At 58.8% G+C, this 15,017-nt stretch carries 13 protein-coding genes; all 13 read right to left on the reverse strand.

Annotated elements, in window-relative coordinates; all coding sequences use genetic code 11:
- Positions 1-30: 30 nt before the first annotated feature.
- Positions 31-1,140 carry an alanine--glyoxylate aminotransferase family protein gene (locus FJ145_12850; protein ID MBM4262302.1) on the reverse strand — a complete coding sequence of 370 codons (1,110 nt, stop codon included), beginning with the start codon at positions 1,138-1,140 and terminating at the stop codon, positions 31-33.
- Between the two features lie 104 nt (positions 1,141-1,244).
- Positions 1,245-2,132, reverse strand: coding sequence for a fumarylacetoacetate hydrolase family protein (locus tag FJ145_12855; protein MBM4262303.1), 888 nt, complete (start codon positions 2,130-2,132; stop codon positions 1,245-1,247).
- A gap of 67 nt (positions 2,133-2,199) precedes the next feature.
- Complete coding sequence (locus FJ145_12860; protein MBM4262304.1) at positions 2,200-3,270, reverse strand: hypothetical protein; 1,071 nt, start codon at positions 3,268-3,270, stop codon at positions 2,200-2,202.
- Between the two features lie 188 nt (positions 3,271-3,458).
- A complete protein-coding gene (locus FJ145_12865) occupies positions 3,459-3,989 on the reverse strand; it encodes a carboxymuconolactone decarboxylase family protein (protein MBM4262305.1) in 531 nt (176 codons plus the stop codon).
- Positions 3,990-4,139: 150 nt separating this feature from the next.
- Positions 4,140-5,597 carry a hypothetical protein gene (locus FJ145_12870; GenBank protein ID MBM4262306.1) on the reverse strand — a complete coding sequence of 486 codons (1,458 nt, stop codon included), beginning with the start codon at positions 5,595-5,597 and terminating at the stop codon, positions 4,140-4,142.
- 161 nt (positions 5,598-5,758) lie between these two features.
- On the reverse strand, positions 5,759-6,943 hold the full coding sequence (locus tag FJ145_12875; protein MBM4262307.1) for an MFS transporter: 1,185 nt from the start codon (positions 6,941-6,943) through the stop codon (positions 5,759-5,761).
- 140 nt (positions 6,944-7,083) lie between these two features.
- Positions 7,084-8,268, reverse strand: a complete 1,185-nt coding sequence (locus FJ145_12880) for an MFS transporter (GenBank protein MBM4262308.1) — start codon at positions 8,266-8,268, stop codon at positions 7,084-7,086.
- 366 nt (positions 8,269-8,634) lie between these two features.
- A complete protein-coding gene (locus tag FJ145_12885) occupies positions 8,635-9,816 on the reverse strand; it encodes an MFS transporter (protein MBM4262309.1) in 1,182 nt (393 codons plus the stop codon).
- A gap of 125 nt (positions 9,817-9,941) precedes the next feature.
- Positions 9,942-11,144 (reverse strand): MFS transporter, encoded by a 1,203-nt coding sequence (locus FJ145_12890; GenBank protein MBM4262310.1) that lies wholly within the window; start codon positions 11,142-11,144, stop codon positions 9,942-9,944.
- Positions 11,145-11,404: 260 nt separating this feature from the next.
- Positions 11,405-12,010: a c-type cytochrome gene (locus tag FJ145_12895; protein MBM4262311.1), complete on the reverse strand. Its 606-nt coding sequence runs from the start codon at positions 12,008-12,010 to the stop codon at positions 11,405-11,407.
- A 37-nt stretch (positions 12,011-12,047) separates the two neighbouring features.
- Positions 12,048-13,304 carry a flavocytochrome C gene (locus tag FJ145_12900; GenBank protein MBM4262312.1) on the reverse strand — a complete coding sequence of 419 codons (1,257 nt, stop codon included), beginning with the start codon at positions 13,302-13,304 and terminating at the stop codon, positions 12,048-12,050.
- A 114-nt stretch (positions 13,305-13,418) separates the two neighbouring features.
- Positions 13,419-14,465, reverse strand: a complete 1,047-nt coding sequence (locus FJ145_12905; protein ID MBM4262313.1) for a response regulator — start codon at positions 14,463-14,465, stop codon at positions 13,419-13,421.
- Positions 14,273-15,016: a sigma-54-dependent Fis family transcriptional regulator gene (locus tag FJ145_12910; protein MBM4262314.1), complete on the reverse strand. Its 744-nt coding sequence runs from the start codon at positions 15,014-15,016 to the stop codon at positions 14,273-14,275. Before FJ145_12910 ends, FJ145_12905 begins: the two co-directional genes overlap by 193 nt.
- Between the last annotated feature and the right edge of the window lies 1 nt (position 15,017).

Below are 15,017 nucleotides of genomic sequence, written 5' to 3' on the forward strand. Positions count from 1 at the left end.
TCCATCATCCATTCTCTATCCTCGAATAAGCTAGATCAGCTTTTTCAGCGCACTTGATAGCGTCTCGACGTTTTCTTCCCGCGCCCCGTGACCCATCAAACCGACGCGCCAGATTTTGCCTTTGAGCGGGCCCAGGCCGGCGCCGATTTCGATGTTGAAATCATCGTATAGTTTCGCTCGCACTTTGGCGTCATCGGCGCCGTCGGGAATTTTAATCGCGTTGATCATCGGCGCGCGGATCGACTCGGCAACCGCCGGCTCGATTTCTAACTTGCGCATCTCTTTGACGAACACATCGTGCACTCGGCGGTGGCGCTGCCAAGATTTTTCCAAGCCTTCTTCCAAGACGATGCGCAGCGACTCGTGCAGCGCGTAGTTCATGGAGATCGGCGCGGTGTGGTGATAGACGCGCTCGCTGCCCCAGTATTTTTCGATCATCGACAAGTCGAGATACCAGCTCTGCACTTTGGTCTTGCGATTGCGGATGACTTCGATGGCGCGCTCGCTCATCGTGACCGGCGAGAGTCCCGGCGGGCAGCCGAGGCACTTCTGCGTGCCGCTGTAGCAGGCATCGATGCCGAGCTCGTCGACGCGCACCGGCGCGCCGCCGAGCGAAGTAACCGCGTCGACCAGCAACAACGCGCCGCTGTCTTTGACGAGTTTGGCAATATCGTCCATCGGCTGCAGCACGCCCGTGGACGTTTCGGCGTGCACCAACGCCACCAGTTTGTATTTTTTCTTCGACAGCGCGTCTTTGAATTTCTGCGCGTCGAGCGCCGTGCCCCATTCGGCATCGATCTGGTCGACCTGCGCACCGCAGCGCTGCGCCACGTCGACCATGCGCGTGCCGAAGACGCCGTTGACACCGATCAGGACGGCATCGCCAGGCTCGATCAAGTTGACGAAGCAGGTTTCCATCCCCGCGCTGCCGGTGCCCGACATCGGCAATGCGAGGCGGTTCTTGGTCTGAAAAACTTCGCGCAGCATGGCCATGCTCTGATCCATGATCTCGAGAAACTTCGGATCGAGATGGCCGACCACGGGCAGCGCGAGCGCATCAAGCACTCGTTGATTGACCGGGCTCGGGCCGGGGCCGAGCAATGTGCGAATGGGCGGATTGGCTTTCGGTGCAGCGGGCATGATGGACTCCTAGAGGCGAAGAGCAAAGCGGTAAGGGCAAAGAATCGGGTCTTTACGGCAGTCCTTGCCGCTTAGCCCTTCGCGCTTTGCGTGTTCGACGGTTACTACTCCTCAGCTTTTACATTCAATTCCATGCTGCCGATCTTCTCGATCGTGCCATGCAGTTTGTCGCCGTGGCTGAGTTTGCTGACGCCGGCCGGTGTGCCGGTGGTGATCAAATCGCCGGGGCGCAGGGTCAAATTGCTGCTGAGAAAACGAATGTGCTCGCGGATGCCGCAGATCATATCGCTGGTGTGGGCGATCATCGCTTCCTTGCCGTTCTGCAAGACTTTGATCGAGAGATTTTGCGGCTCGTCGATTTCGTCGCGGGTGACGATCCACGGGCCAAGACCGGAAAACGTGTCCATGCCTTTGCGGATGCAGCGCGTGTTGTGCATGCCCTTGCCCCACGGGTCGCGCTGGCTGATGTCCCAGCAGATCGTGTAGCCGAAGATATAGTTGAGCGAGTCCGCCTCGCTCACTTTGCGCGCGCGTTTACCGATGACGGCGCAGAGCTCGCACTCAAAGTCTACCAGCTTGGAAATCTTCGGAAGAATGATGGTGTCGCCTGGGCCGATGATCGAAGAAGTGGTCTTGATAAAGAACTCGGCCATCAAGGCATCTTTGTCGATGACCGGTCTGTTGGCGCTGCCCATGCGCTCGACCATCTCGGCACGGTGCGCGCCGTAGTTCGCCGCCGCGGCCCACAGCGTGCCTGGGTTCTGAATCGGAGCGAGCAGCTTGACCGATTTCAAATCCAATCCACCGGAGCTGTTCGCCGCATCGCGGGCAATCTGCATCGCCTGTGGGTTATTGCCGAGCGCGTCGATAATTTCGAGCATGGTGCAGCCTTGGCGCGCTAGACCCGCTTTGATCAGTGCGTCGCCGAAGTTGATGACCTTGTCGCCGACGACCACGCCCGCTTGATTATTGTTGTAATGACAAATTTTCATGGAGACCTCCGAGATTTGCTGGTTCAAGACTTTCCTCTCATACCTGAAGGTCGCGTCAATGTCCAATTCACGCGAGCAATCGGCCCAGGTTCACGATCACTTCTTCGATATCGTCGAGGGAGTTCCAACGCGGTGAGCCGCCCATGTGCGGGGTGACGATCACGTTGGGGAATTTGATCAGCGGGTCGTTGGCGTCGCCGGGCTCTTCGTAAAACGTGTCGAGGCCGAAGCCGCCGAGGCGTTTGGATTCGAGGGCTCGACGCAGCGAGTGGCGGTCGACCAGGTTGGGCTGCGCGACGTTGATCAGGAAGGCACCTGGCTTGATTACTGACAGTTGATGCTCGCCGATGATGCCGACGGTCTGCGGGCTGCGTGGCAGGTGCAGACTGATGAAGTCGGAGGTTTTAAATAACTCGTCCATGGGCACATAACTCGCTTGATACTGCTGTTCGACATCGGCCGGCAGACGCGTGCGTTGGTGGTAGACGATTTTCATGCCGAGGGCGATGGCGCGTAGCGCCAGCTCTCTGCCGATTTCACCGAGACCGACGATACCGAGCTGCCGTTGATAGAGTGTGACCATGTTGGGGATGCGCGCCCAGTTGCCGTTGGGTGTGTGCTTGCGGTTGTAAGTGGTCGGCTGATAGCCGGCGGCTTTGAGCCGCTCGACGCTGATCATGTTCGCATGGCGGGTGACCTGGCGGGCCAGAGCGAACATGAGCATAACCGCTTGCTCGCAGGTGGAGATGTTGGCGCGGCGGCGAATAGTTAAAACTTTCACGCCGGCTTTGTCACACGCAGCGTGATCGATGTTGCGCGTCGTGTAGCCGTATTTCTGGACGAACTTGAGCGACTTGCCAGCGGCGAGTTCTTTCGCGCCGAAGGTTAGCTCCTCGACCACCGCAATATCAGCGCCGGGAAGATTTGCCAGCAGTTCTTCCTGGCTGTCGACGAGGAGGACATTCGACGGGCAAAAATTTGGCGCTTGCTTGCGAATGCGCTCGCACCAGCCGCGAAAATCAGAAAGATCATGCAGGCAGAAATGCGCGAATGCTTCGATGCGCTCCTCGCTCGCGGTTGGATCGAGGACGACGTTGATTAATCTTAAAAAGGTATCGTTTTCGACGACTAACTTCATTGAAAGGCCCGTTCAAAATTCCAACTTCAACGTTCAAAGTGTTCGGTCGGTTCGTCGGCGGTTCCGAGATCTTGCTTCCTCTCCCTCTGGGAGAGGACTGAGGTGAGGGCGCGTTGTGGAAATGAAAGTTCGCTGCCGGCGTGTGCCCTCACCCTTGCCCTCTCCCAGGGGGCGAGGGAACCGGAGGTTTAGGTCGGCTCCGGATCGATTTTAAGCGCCTGCAACACTCTCGTGAACATGTTGTAGGTGCCGATCAACATGGTCAGTTCGACGGTTTGGCGCTCGCTAAAATATTCTCGGATATGGGCAAAGATTTCATCGGGCACGTTGATCTCTTGCGTCATCGCGTCGGTGTAAGCAAGCAGTGCGCGTTGCTGCTCGTTGAACAGCTTTGACGGCTGCCAATCGGCGATGGCCGCCACCTGTTCCGGCGTCAGGCCTTCCTTGATGGCATACGACGGCCCATGGGCGCGCTGGACGTATTCCACGTTGTTCAAAATAGCCACACGGATGACCGCGATCTCGCGGCTCTGACCGTCAATCTCGGTGCCGTAGCGCACCGCTTGATTAAACTCGAACCAGGCGCTGGCCAGCATGGGGCTGTGCAGCATCAGGCGATAGACGTTGATCAAACGCCCGCCGCGGGCGCCTTTGATTTTGGCAATTAACTCGGCGAGCTCGGGATGATCGGTCTCGCCGATGAGTGATACGCGGGCCATATATTTCCTTTGATGAAGAGGTTCAAGCCGGTCAACCGCTCCGCTCCGTTCAATCGCTTACGCTCCGTTCAAACCGTTGAAAGAGGTTTTGAGCAACAATACTTTCCGAAACTCTGCGCCCTCCGCGCCCATGCGCGAGATATTCCGAAGCTAGGCGCTGCGCCGTTGCAACCGCAGCGTTAAGCCAGGCCACTGGATAAACACACTGCTGCGGTCTTTTTGCTTCGACAATTCGCCGACCAGATTTAGCAACGGGTTGCCGCCGCTGCCTTGATACGTGCGCGCCGGGCCGGCGGCGTACATTTTCTCCACATCCTCTTTGCTGGAGAAAAAGCGCAGCAAGACTTCTTCGTCGTTTTTGCCGCCGTATTTTTTGCGCAGCTCTTCGAGTGTGTCTGTTGGATGCGGCCGCTCGGCAATCTCTTTGGCGCGCGGGCGGTTTAAAACTTTTTCTTTGACGTTCTTGTCCATGTACTCGGCGCCCTCTTTGCCCCAGATGCCCATGGCGTATTCAATCGTCTGGTCGGTGCACTGTTTGTAACGCTCGCCGACGATGACATTGATCGCTGCCTGGCTGCCGACGAACTGCGACAGCGGTGTGACCATGATCGGGTAGCCGAAGTCGGCGCGCACCTGCGCGGCTTCGTCGAGCGTCTGGGGCAACTTATGTTCCATGCCGACGCGCGACAGTTGATAACGCAGGTTGGAGATCATGCCGCCGGGGATTTGATGGACGTACTGCGCGTAGTCGTATTCCGGCGTCTTACCGACGGGCAAATTGGCTTCTCGCGCACAGGCGAAGAGAAACTTGCTGGCATCGCGCAGCGGCGCTTCGTCGATCAACGTCTTGTAGCCCAGGGCGCGCGCGTTCATGGCGACGGTGAAGATCGACGGGTTGCCCGAGCCGTTGGCCAGCGGCGGCACCGCCGTGTTGATGTGCAGCATGCCCGCCTTGATCGCTTCCAAACAGCAGAGCGAGCCAAGCCCGGTGGTCGTGTGTGTGTGCAGCTCGACGGTTTTGCCTTCGGCGGCTTTAAGAATCGCAGGTACGGCGGTGCGTGTTCGTTCGGGCGTTAAGATGCCGCCGGGGTCTTTGAAGATGACGCGGTAAACGTCCAGTGCGAAGGCTTCGCGAATTTTGTTGGCGTAGTACTCGTCGGTGTGGCGCGGCGAGACCGTGTAGATGAGATTGATAATCGGCTTCAGCCCGGCGTTTTTGGCTTGCTTGACACGCCATGCCCAATCGTTCGCGTCATTCCACGAATCCGAAATGCGCACTTCCTTGACGCCGACGTTGGCCATGCAGGTGTCGAAAAGTTGATGCAGAGCGTCAGGGTAAATCGCAAAGCCGCTGCGCGTGCCGTGCACAAGGCGAAGCGGCGTGCGTTTGAATTTCGGAATCACCAGACGGTAGCGCTCCCACGGGTCTTCGCGCAATTCTTTGACGCACTTGGGCAATTCGATCGGCCCGCCGAGCTCGATGGCCTCGAATCCCGCGGCGTCCAACTGCTCGCAGATCGGCGCGATCATGCCGGTGCGGATGTTGTACGCCCACAAGCTCTGCGCGCCGTCGCGGATGGTGGTGTCTTGGAAATAGACTTCGGTCATTTTTCTAAACTCCGGTTTCCAGCCCGCCCATAAGATCGAGTTTAAAGGGGTCAGCGTGGTTTCGTAGTCTTACCAGTTGCTGGGGCGATTTTCGAATTGCCTCCCCACTTTGCGGCCTTTGCGTCCTGGCGCGAGATGTTCCGAGGCTGGCCCGCGCCGCACTATTCCAGCTCTTTCCAGTTCATTGCCGTGACCAGCAGTCCACTGCTGCCGAGCACGGCGAGAAAAAGATAGGTCCAGGAGTAACCCAGTACTTCGACCGCCCAACCTGTGATGAGCGCGCCGATGCCATAGCCCAGGGGATAGGCGACGGAAAAAGTCGCCATGAAGCGGCCGCGGCGTTCGGGAGTGGCGCGCTTCATGGCCACGATCAACGTGGCGGCGCCGCCGACCGCCATTCCCAGCATGTAAAGCACGCCGGCGAGCAGGATCATCGCCAGGTTGGCGGCGAAGACGAGTGTGAGCAACGCGAGCGATTGAAGCACGAACGTGGCAACGAGAGAGTAGCCGACGCCGATGCGATCGCTCACCGTGCCCAGTAACGGGCGTGCCAGCACGCTGGTGATGCCGCTGACGACAAAGTAAGAACCGATGGCGCCGATGCCGAGCTCTTGGGCGTAGAGCACGATGAAGCTGGTGAGCGCGGGAAAGCTCAGTTGATTACAAAACATCAAACTCGCCGGCAGCAAGACGCCGCGCTCGCTGATGCTGAAGATTTGCCGCCACCAAGGTAGTGACGCTTCGTGGGAGCCATGGGACCGGTCGACTCGCGGGAGCCGGCGCGCCATCGGCAAACACACCACGGCGCCGGCGAGACCCAACGCGACCATGACGAGGAAAACCACCGTGTAGCTTCCGGAAGAAGCGCTCAGCAGCCACAGGGCGACAGCGGGAAAAAGCATCGTCGGCGCCGACTGCACGCCGCTGTAGTAGCCCGAAGCTTCGCCACGCCGTGACTCAGGCGCGATGCGTGCGAGCAGCGCGTAGCCGCCGGCGTTGACGCCCGCCCAGCCGACGCCGCGTAGTGCGTTGGCAAACATCACGGTTGCGGCGAAGGGCAGAAAACAGAAGAGCATGCCGACGGCGAGCATCAACAAGCCGAACGCTAACACGCCGGACTCGCTCCATTTGTCGGCCCAGTAGCCGATGATCGGCCGGGTGATGACGCTGGTGGCGGCGAAGGCCGAAATCGCAACCCCGATAATAAATGGCGAACCGCCAAGCTGCGTGACGTAGAGCGGCAAGATCGGATTGAGCATCGCCTGCTGGGCATAGCCGAGGAGCTCGACGAGGCAGAGCAGGATGAAAGTCGGGGTCCAGAGCGGGGCGGATTTATCGATTGTCACGGGAGTATTGCGCGTGCATTGGGAAAGACTTTTTCACCACGAAGGACACGAAGAGCACGAAGGTAAGAGAAGAAATTTGAAAAGCTTTTTTCGAACTTCGTGTCCTTCGTGTGCTTCGTGGTGAGTTTGCATTTCACGACTCACTTGAGTTTCTTCCATTGTTTCCAGATCAAGATAAATCCCATTGAGCACAGAACGCCCGCCACAATGTACATCCAGCGAAAACCGGCCAGGTCGACCATTGTGCCGGCGATCAGTGCGCCGATGCCGTTGCTGAGCGGCAACGCGGTCGAATAGCTCGCCATGGCGCGGCCGCGCCGTTCGGCGGGGGCCTGGGCGATGGCGATGGCCATAATGCGCGCGCCGCCGATGGCAGCGCCGGTGTACCAGAGCGCGCCGCTTATCACTAGACCGATGAGATTGGTCGCGAGCGGCATGGTTAACAGCGCGACGGTTTCCAATGCGAAAGCGATGAGGAGCGAGCGGCCGGCGCCGAGTTTGTCCGACAGGCGCCCGAGCAGCGGGCGGCCGAGGGCGCTGGTGATGCCGACGGCGACGTAATACCAGCCGAAGTGGCCGACGCCCAATTCTCGCGCGTAGAGGACCACGAAGCTCGACAGACAGGGCAGCGACATATTCAAAGTAAAAATCAACGACGCGGCGGCGATAATATTGCGATCGACGACGTTGACGATCTCGCGCCACCAGGGCTCCGTGGTGTCGAGATTGTTACTGCGTGCTTGCGCAGGCGTCGCGCGCGCGAGCGCCCATGCGGTGGCGGCACCGCTGAAGATCAGAAAGATTGCGAAGGAAAATACAGCGTAAAAGCCACCCAACTGCGAGTCCAGAATCCACAGCGAGATCGCCGGAAAAATGATCGTCGCGCTCGACTGCACGCCGCCGAAATAACCCGATGCTTCGCCGCGCCTTGCCGGCGGAGCAGACGATGCCAGGAGCGTATAGCCCGAGGCGGCCATGCCGGACCAGCCGACGCCGCGCAGCGCGTTAGCGAAAATCACCGCGGCGTTGAAGGGCAGAAAGCAAAAGAAGATCGCCAGCCCCTGACCGACCATGCCGAGGACCGTCATCCCGGTGGCGCGCCAGCGATCGACCCAGTAGCCGATGATCGGTCGCGAGACGACGCTCATCACCCCGTTGGCGGCGATGGCGATGCCGACGGTGAGCGGCGTGCCGCCTAAGCTTGTAATATAAAGAGGCAGCGCCGGCTGCAAAGTGAAATGCTGGGCGTAGCCGAGAAATTCAGCGACGCATAGCAGCGTGAACGTCCGCGTCCAGAGAGAATTGCTTTTCGGTGCGGCGGGCATCGTTGTTGTGTAGCGTAATAATTGAAAATTGAAAATGGAAAATTAAAATTTTCGGACCGCCGCGTCTTCTTGTGATCCTGAGGAGCCGCTGGGCAGCGATACCCATCACGCATTAGAGTTTTGTGCGCCGGCCGAGAGCGAAAACCAGTCCGGCTGCCTGTGTGGCCGTTAAGAGGAGGAACATGCCGGTGTATCCGGCGAGGTCGATGGCGCTGCGCCGCGCAAAGGAGGATGAAGGTTTTCGTCCAGATGGTTTCGGAACGGTTGGGCATTGTTTCAGTACGTAGGTGTTTCGGAGCCCTTCGACAGGCTCAGGGCGAACGGACAAGACAACATCATGCCTAAAAATACGCTCATTCGTGCATCCTATTTCAATCGCTGGCGGCTCGTGATGGTAACCACTAGCCCTAGCGCCGTAATCAATGCGCCAATCACGTACATCCAGACAAAACCAAACCACTGCACCAAGCTACCGCAGATTAGTGCGCCGACGCCGTTGCTGAGCGGCAGCGCAATGGAAAACGTGCCCATGGCGCGGCCGCGCCGTTCGGGTTTGGCTTGTTCCATGGCGATGGCCAGGGTTGTCGAGCTGGAAATCGCGAGACCCAGCATGTAGAGCACGCCGCAGATCATTAACATGAAGAGGTTAGTCGAGAATGCCAGCCCCAAAAGCCCAACGCTCTCGAACACGAAGCAGGCGAGCAGCGCACGGCCGCGGCCGAAGCTGTCGGAGATTTTTCCTAGCAGCGGGCGTGAGAGTAAGCTAGTGGTGCCGCTGACGACGAAGAACCAGCCGAGATTTTCAATCTTCAACTCACGGGCATAGAGCACTAGAAAGGTGGCGAGCGCCGGAAAGGTTACGTGGGATAGAAACGACAAGACCGAGGCGAGAATAATCTCGCGGTCGAGCACGTTCAAGATTTCTTTCCACCACGGCCCCAAGTCTTTTGCCTTATGGTCGGAGGATTTTTTCGGCAGGCTTCGATAGAGCGTCGCGCTCACGCTCGACCCGATCGCCGCAAGCACGATGGCGACGATGAAAACCACGGCAAAGCCGCCAAAGGGTGCATCGATCAACCAGAGCGCGACGGCGGGTAAGAGAATCGTGCCGCTCGCCTGCACACCGCTGTAATATCCCGACGCCTCGCCGCGCCGATGCGCCGGCGCGCTGATGGCGAGCATCGAATATCCCGCCGCGCTCATCGCCGCCCAGCCAAGACCGCGCAGCGCATTGGAAAACATCGTCGCTTCGGCGAAGGGGATGAAGCAGAACAGTACTGCCGATGACAACAGTGCGAGGCCGCACATGGATACACCAGTTTCGGACCAACTATCGGCCCAACCGCCGATCAACGGCCGAAAGACAACGCTGGTCACAGCGAAGCAGGCGAGCACGAGACCGACCTGAAACGGCGTGCCGCCGAGTGACGTGATGTAAAGTGGAAACGTTGGCTGCAACAGCGCGTGCTGCGCCGAGCCGAAGAACTGCGCGGTGCAGACGAGGATGAAGGTGCGAGTCCAGAGTGTGTTCGGTTGTGCGGCGGGCATGGAACCGGATTATTCACCAAGAAGACACGAAGGCCACGAAGTTCGGAAAAGGGGGAAATAAAAAGTTCTTGTCTTTTTCTTACCTTCGTGAACTTCGTGTCTTCGTGGTGAAAATGTCTCGCGCATCATTTCAGGCTTGACCAATTCTTGATCGTCACGATCAGTCCCGGAATGTTCAGCGCCGCCATGAACAGAAACATCCAGAAATACCCCGCGACTTGGATGACGGCGCCAGTGATGAGCGAGCCGCAGAAGGCGCTAAACGGATAGGCCATGGAAAATGTCGCCATGATTTGGCCGCGGCGTGCTGGGTTGGCGTGTTCCAGAGCTAGCGCGAGCGTGGCCGACGTGCCCATCGCCGAGCCGGTCATGTAGAGCACGCCGGAGACGATAAAGCCGGCAAGGCTTGTGGAATTGACGACAATGAAGAACGCGAGCATTTGCAGCGCAAGGCCTGCGGCGATAGCCGCTGCGCGGCCGAACTTGTCACCGGCCCAACCGAGAAGAGGGCGCGCGACTAAGCTCGTCGCGCCGCTGGCGACGTAGTACCAGCCGAAATTCTCAATGCCGATTTGCCGCGCGTAAAGAACCAGGAAGCCTGCGATTGCCGGCAGTGACACGTGCAAGGCAAAGAGTAACCCAGCGGCGAGTAGGATATCTTTTTCCGGCAGCTTGAAGATGTCTTTCCACCACGGGCCGGATTTTGCCGTGTGTTGAACGCGCTCAGTGCTGGCGTGTTGCTTGAGTGAGTATCCCACCGCGGCGCCGAAGAGCGCGATCGCCATGGAGACGACGAACACGACGTTGTAGCCGCCGAACGGCGCGTCGATGAGCCAGAGCGCCAGCGCCGGCAACAAGATCGTCGCGCTGCCTTGCACGCCGCTGTAGTAGCCCGAGGCTTCACCGCGCCGCGCCGCCGGCGCGCACTGCGCCAAGATTGCATAGCCGCCGGAATTCAAGCTCGCCCAGCCCATGCCGCGGCAGCCGTTGGCGAGCATGGCCATGGGAATGAACGGAACAAAAAACAAGAACACGCTCGTGGCTTGGATGAGTAAACCGCAGCACATGACGCCGACTTCGCTCCAACGGTCCGACCAGTAGCCGACGAGAGGGCGCAGTAGCATGCTGGTGATCGCGAACGACGCCATGACGACGCCGACGATGAACGGTGTGCCGCCCAGCGCAGTGACGTAGATGGGGAGTGTTGGTTGGAGAATGAAATGCTGCGCGTAGCCAAGAAACTGTGCGAGGCAAAGCAACACGAAGGCGCGCGTCCAGAGGGGCTGGGCCTTTGCCGATTCGATAGAGATTGAAGCGGGTGAGCTCATTCGTGGTGCAAATAACAACAGGGGCACGGCGTGCCGCGCCCCTGTTGTATAACGATTGTTCACTTGTCAGTAGCTTGCGCCAGTATGAAGTGCAAGCGGATTGGAAGAACGGCGGTGGAAACAGAAGAGCCCGGCTCGTGGGAGCCGGGCTCTTCTGCAGGTGGGTCGGAGGGCGGGTTTTAAACTCGCCCCTACATCCGGATTTTATTTTTGCGTTCTCTGCGTTCTTTGCGGTTAAATAATCCGAGCGGACCGCCAAATTATTTCAACGTCGCGTAATAGGCTGCCAGGTCTTCGAAGTCGGGGCCTTCGAGTCCTTTGAAAATTCTTTTCTTCGCTTCTTCTAAACCGGCGTCATCGAGCTTGCGCTTGTCGCTGCCGAACAACGCCATCTGCGCTTCCAGGAAGCCCCTCGGTTGGCCGCGCAGCGCGGGAATCACCCGCTCGTTTTCGCCGTCGCCTTTGGGGCCGTGGCAGGCGATGCATTGGGTTGCCAGGGTCTGGCCGCGGCTGAGCTTCTTCGGATCAATCTTAACGGAGAACGGCACAGGTTTTTTCTGGCTGGCGAAATATTCGGCGATCTCGTCGAGGCCGAATTGCAGCACGTATTTCGAGTAGGGCTCCATCTCAGGCGATGTCCGTTTGCCCTCGGCGTAATCTTTGATCGCCTTCTTAAAATAGTTGGCGTTCATACCGGCGAGGATCGGCACGTGGTTGCCGGGCGCGTTGCCGGCAAAACCGTGGCAGGCACTGCAGATGAGAGCTTTCTGTGCGCCGGGGGAGTCGAGCGGGCCGGCGGCGGACGGCGAAGCGGTAAGCGCAAGAACGAAAACAGCGAAGAGCCTTACTATTTGTATTTTTTCCATGATTAAGGTCCTGTTTTTCAGGCATCCCCACTTCTTCTCATCCCAAAATGTCGTTCCAGATGCTCGTGCGCCAGGCGAGCGAATTGTCGGCGACGGCGGTGCTTTTGCCCGGGGTGAGTTTTTGTTCGATCTGGACGACCTTGCCGTTTTCGATTTTGTAAGCGTTCACCACCGCAATGGCTTCCTTGTCGCTGACCCAACTGTAGCAAGTGTTACCCGGCGCGATTTCGGGCGGCGTTTTGCCGTTCAACGAACTAACGACCGCGGTGGCGCAGATTTTCCCCATGGCGTTGGCGACGTTGCCTGACTTGGGCACCGGCAAACCGATGGTCGCGTCGCCGATGACGTGGATGCTTTTCTGCTTCACCGATTCGTAAGTCACGTGATCGACTTCGCACCAGCGTTTGTCACCGCCGACCAGATCGGCGTCGACGGCGATGGCGCCGGCGCGCTGCGGCGGGATGACGTTGACGACGTCGTATTTCACTTTGTCGCCGGTTTCGGTGGTGACTTCCTTGGCGCCGACGTCGATCTTTTCGACTTTTTGCGATGGGCGGTAGTCGATGTGCGCCTCGTAGTCTTTGAACACGGCTTTGAATAGGCCGGTCTTGGAAACGATGTCCTTATTGGCATCGAGGACGATCAGTTTCGATTTGGGTTTCTTGGTTTTCAAAAACCAGCCGATCATCGAGGCGCGCTCGTAGGGGCCCGGTGGGCAGCGGTAAGCGACCGGAGGCACGGTCATGACGACGATGCCGCCGTCCGGCATGGCGGCGAGTTGTTGTGCCAGCTGCACGGTCTGCGGTCCAGCCTTCCAGGCGTGTAGCACTTTGTCCTTCGCTTGCTCCAAGCCTTCGACTTGATCCCACTGAAAATCGATGCCGGGCGACACGATCAAGCGATCGTATTCAAGCGCATCGTTGCCAACGCGCACGCGCTTGCGATCGGCATCGATGGCCGTCGCTGCCTGGTGGCGGATGCGCACGCCTTGTTTGGCTAGCCGGCTGTAGTTGAGCGTGAGATTTTTCAGCGATTCCACACCGGCCAGCACCAGATTGCTGAACGGGCAAGAGACGAACTCTTTGTTCGGCTCCAGTAGTGTGACTTCAATCGACGGGTCAGTTAGCCGCACATACTTTGCCGCCGTGGCGCCACCCCAGCCACCGCCGATGACGACCACTCTGCGGCGCGCCTGCCCGAAGACTGGCACTGGCAACGCGCCCAGCGCCGCGACGCTCACACCACCGACTTGCAGAAATCGACGACGCGAAATGGGATTCATAAAGCTCTCCATGGCTTTCAGGAAATCTGAGCGTGAATAACGGAACGGCGTGAGTAAGTCAAGCAGTTTCTGAGTTAACTGATTTAGTTGGTCGGTTTTGAGCGAAAAGAATTCGATTACCAGCGCCTATGATTTCGCTCCGATCAGATTGTAAGCCACGACCGGCCGCGCCAGGCCTTTGAGTTGCAGTTCTTCGATTGCTTCAGCGGAGAACTTTGTTTCCAGCCGGCTCATGGTTTTTTGATCGGTGAGTATCTGCCCGCCCTTGGCTTCGGCGCAGAGCCGCGCGGCGAGATTCGGCAAATTGCCGATGCTGCTATAGTCCATGCGACCCTCGAAGCCGATGGTTCCCAAGGTCGCGTAACCGCTTGCCAAACCAACGCCAAGATCGAGATTGTAACCGCGTTTTGACCACATCTCGCGCAACTGTTTGACGCGCTCGCGCATGTCGAGGGCCATGCAAGCGGCTTTTTCGCTGTGGTCGGCACAGGGTAGCGGGTCATTGAAAATCACCACAATGCCGTCGCCGACGAAGCGCTCCAGAGTTCCTTCGAATTTGAAAACCAATCTGCCCATCTCGCTGTGATAGTCGCGCAAAAAATCCATGACTTCCTCCGGTTCGGCCGTGTCGGAGAAAGCCGTAAAGCCGCGTAGATCGAGAAACACAATGGTGATCTCGCGGCGGTGGGTTTTGAACAGGTCCTCCTCTGCGCTCAGAATCGTCTCGGCGATCTGCGGCGAGAGATATCGTTTTAGCCGGCCCATGCGCTGAATTTCTTCGACCTGCGCATTGACCTTGCCAGTCAGTGTCCGGTTCCACTCTTCCAACTGATCGTGCAGCTCTTTGATGCGCAGCATCGCGCGCACCCGGGCGAGCAGCTCGAAGGAATCGAAGGGTTTGGTGACGTAATCGTCGGCGCCGGCGTCGAGACCGGCGACTTTGTCCTCCTGGGTCGCCTTGGCGGTTAATTGGTTTGCAGCTATACGGCGAGGTCGCCGATCTCGTCGAGAAAGACCGTGCCACCCTGGGCCAGCTCCAGCTTGCCTTTTTTCTGCTGATGGGCGCCGGTGAAGGCGCCTTTCTCGTGGCCGAATAGCTCGCTTTCCAACAAGTCTTTGGCCAACCCGGCACAGTTGATGGCGACGAATGGTTTCGCTTTGCGCTCGCTCCATTCATGGATCGAGCGGGCAAACAGCTCCTTGCCCGTGCCGCTTTCGCCGAGCAGCAAAACCGTCGTCTTGCTCGTGGCGGCTTTTCTGGCTTCTTCGACGATGGCGTGCATCGCGGCGCTCTGGCCGGCGACCAGCCGGTGGCGTCCGCCGAGCTCTGCGCTGAGGAGCTCGACGTTGGTTTTTAGCTGGGCGCGCTCCAGCGCTTTCTGAACCACCACCGCGAGATGATCGGGGTCGAAGGGCTTGGCGATGAAGTCATCGGCGCCGGCTTTGATCGCTTCGACGGCGCGCTCGACGCTGCCATGGGCGGTGACGATGACCACCGGCAAATCGGCATGCGTGCGCCGCAACGTCCGCAGCACTTCGACGCCGTTTATATCGGGCAATTGGTAGTGGAGCAGCACCAGTGCCGGCTCGCTGTGTTCGAGCCGCGCCAGCGCTTGGGCGCCGTTGGTGGCACGCTCGCTCGTATGACCAAGATCGGCGAGTTCCTGCTCGAGCAGATCGAGGTTGAACGGCTCGTCGTCGACGATGAGAATTTTCGCCGCCATG

It is taken from the genome of Deltaproteobacteria bacterium, from assembly GCA_016874755.1.
GTDB lineage: Bacteria > Desulfobacterota > Binatia > UBA9968 > UBA9968 > DP-20.

Bases quoted from the DNA above. Each gene is read 5' to 3' on its own strand.
- FJ145_12850 (MBM4262302.1), bottom strand. From the start codon at position 1,140: ATGCCCGCTGCACCGAAAGCCAATCCGCCCATTCGCACATTGCTCGGC.
- FJ145_12855 (MBM4262303.1), bottom strand. From the start codon at position 2,132: ATGAAAATTTGTCATTACAACAATAATCAAGCGGGCGTGGTCGTCGGC.
- FJ145_12860 (MBM4262304.1), bottom strand. From the start codon at position 3,270: ATGAAGTTAGTCGTCGAAAACGATACCTTTTTAAGATTAATCAACGTC.
- FJ145_12865 (MBM4262305.1), bottom strand. From the start codon at position 3,989: ATGGCCCGCGTATCACTCATCGGCGAGACCGATCATCCCGAGCTCGCC.
- FJ145_12870 (MBM4262306.1), bottom strand. From the start codon at position 5,597: ATGACCGAAGTCTATTTCCAAGACACCACCATCCGCGACGGCGCGCAG.
- FJ145_12880 (MBM4262308.1), bottom strand. From the start codon at position 8,268: ATGCCCGCCGCACCGAAAAGCAATTCTCTCTGGACGCGGACGTTCACG.
- FJ145_12885 (MBM4262309.1), bottom strand. From the start codon at position 9,816: ATGCCCGCCGCACAACCGAACACACTCTGGACTCGCACCTTCATCCTC.
- FJ145_12890 (MBM4262310.1), bottom strand. From the start codon at position 11,144: ATGAGCTCACCCGCTTCAATCTCTATCGAATCGGCAAAGGCCCAGCCC.
- FJ145_12895 (MBM4262311.1), bottom strand. From the start codon at position 12,010: ATGGAAAAAATACAAATAGTAAGGCTCTTCGCTGTTTTCGTTCTTGCG.
- FJ145_12900 (MBM4262312.1), bottom strand. From the start codon at position 13,304: ATGGAGAGCTTTATGAATCCCATTTCGCGTCGTCGATTTCTGCAAGTC.
- FJ145_12905 (MBM4262313.1), bottom strand. From the start codon at position 14,465: ATGGAGCGAGCGCAAAGCGAAACCATTCGTCGCCATCAACTGTGCCGG.
- FJ145_12910 (MBM4262314.1), bottom strand. From the start codon at position 15,016: ATGGCGGCGAAAATTCTCATCGTCGACGACGAGCCGTTCAACCTCGAT.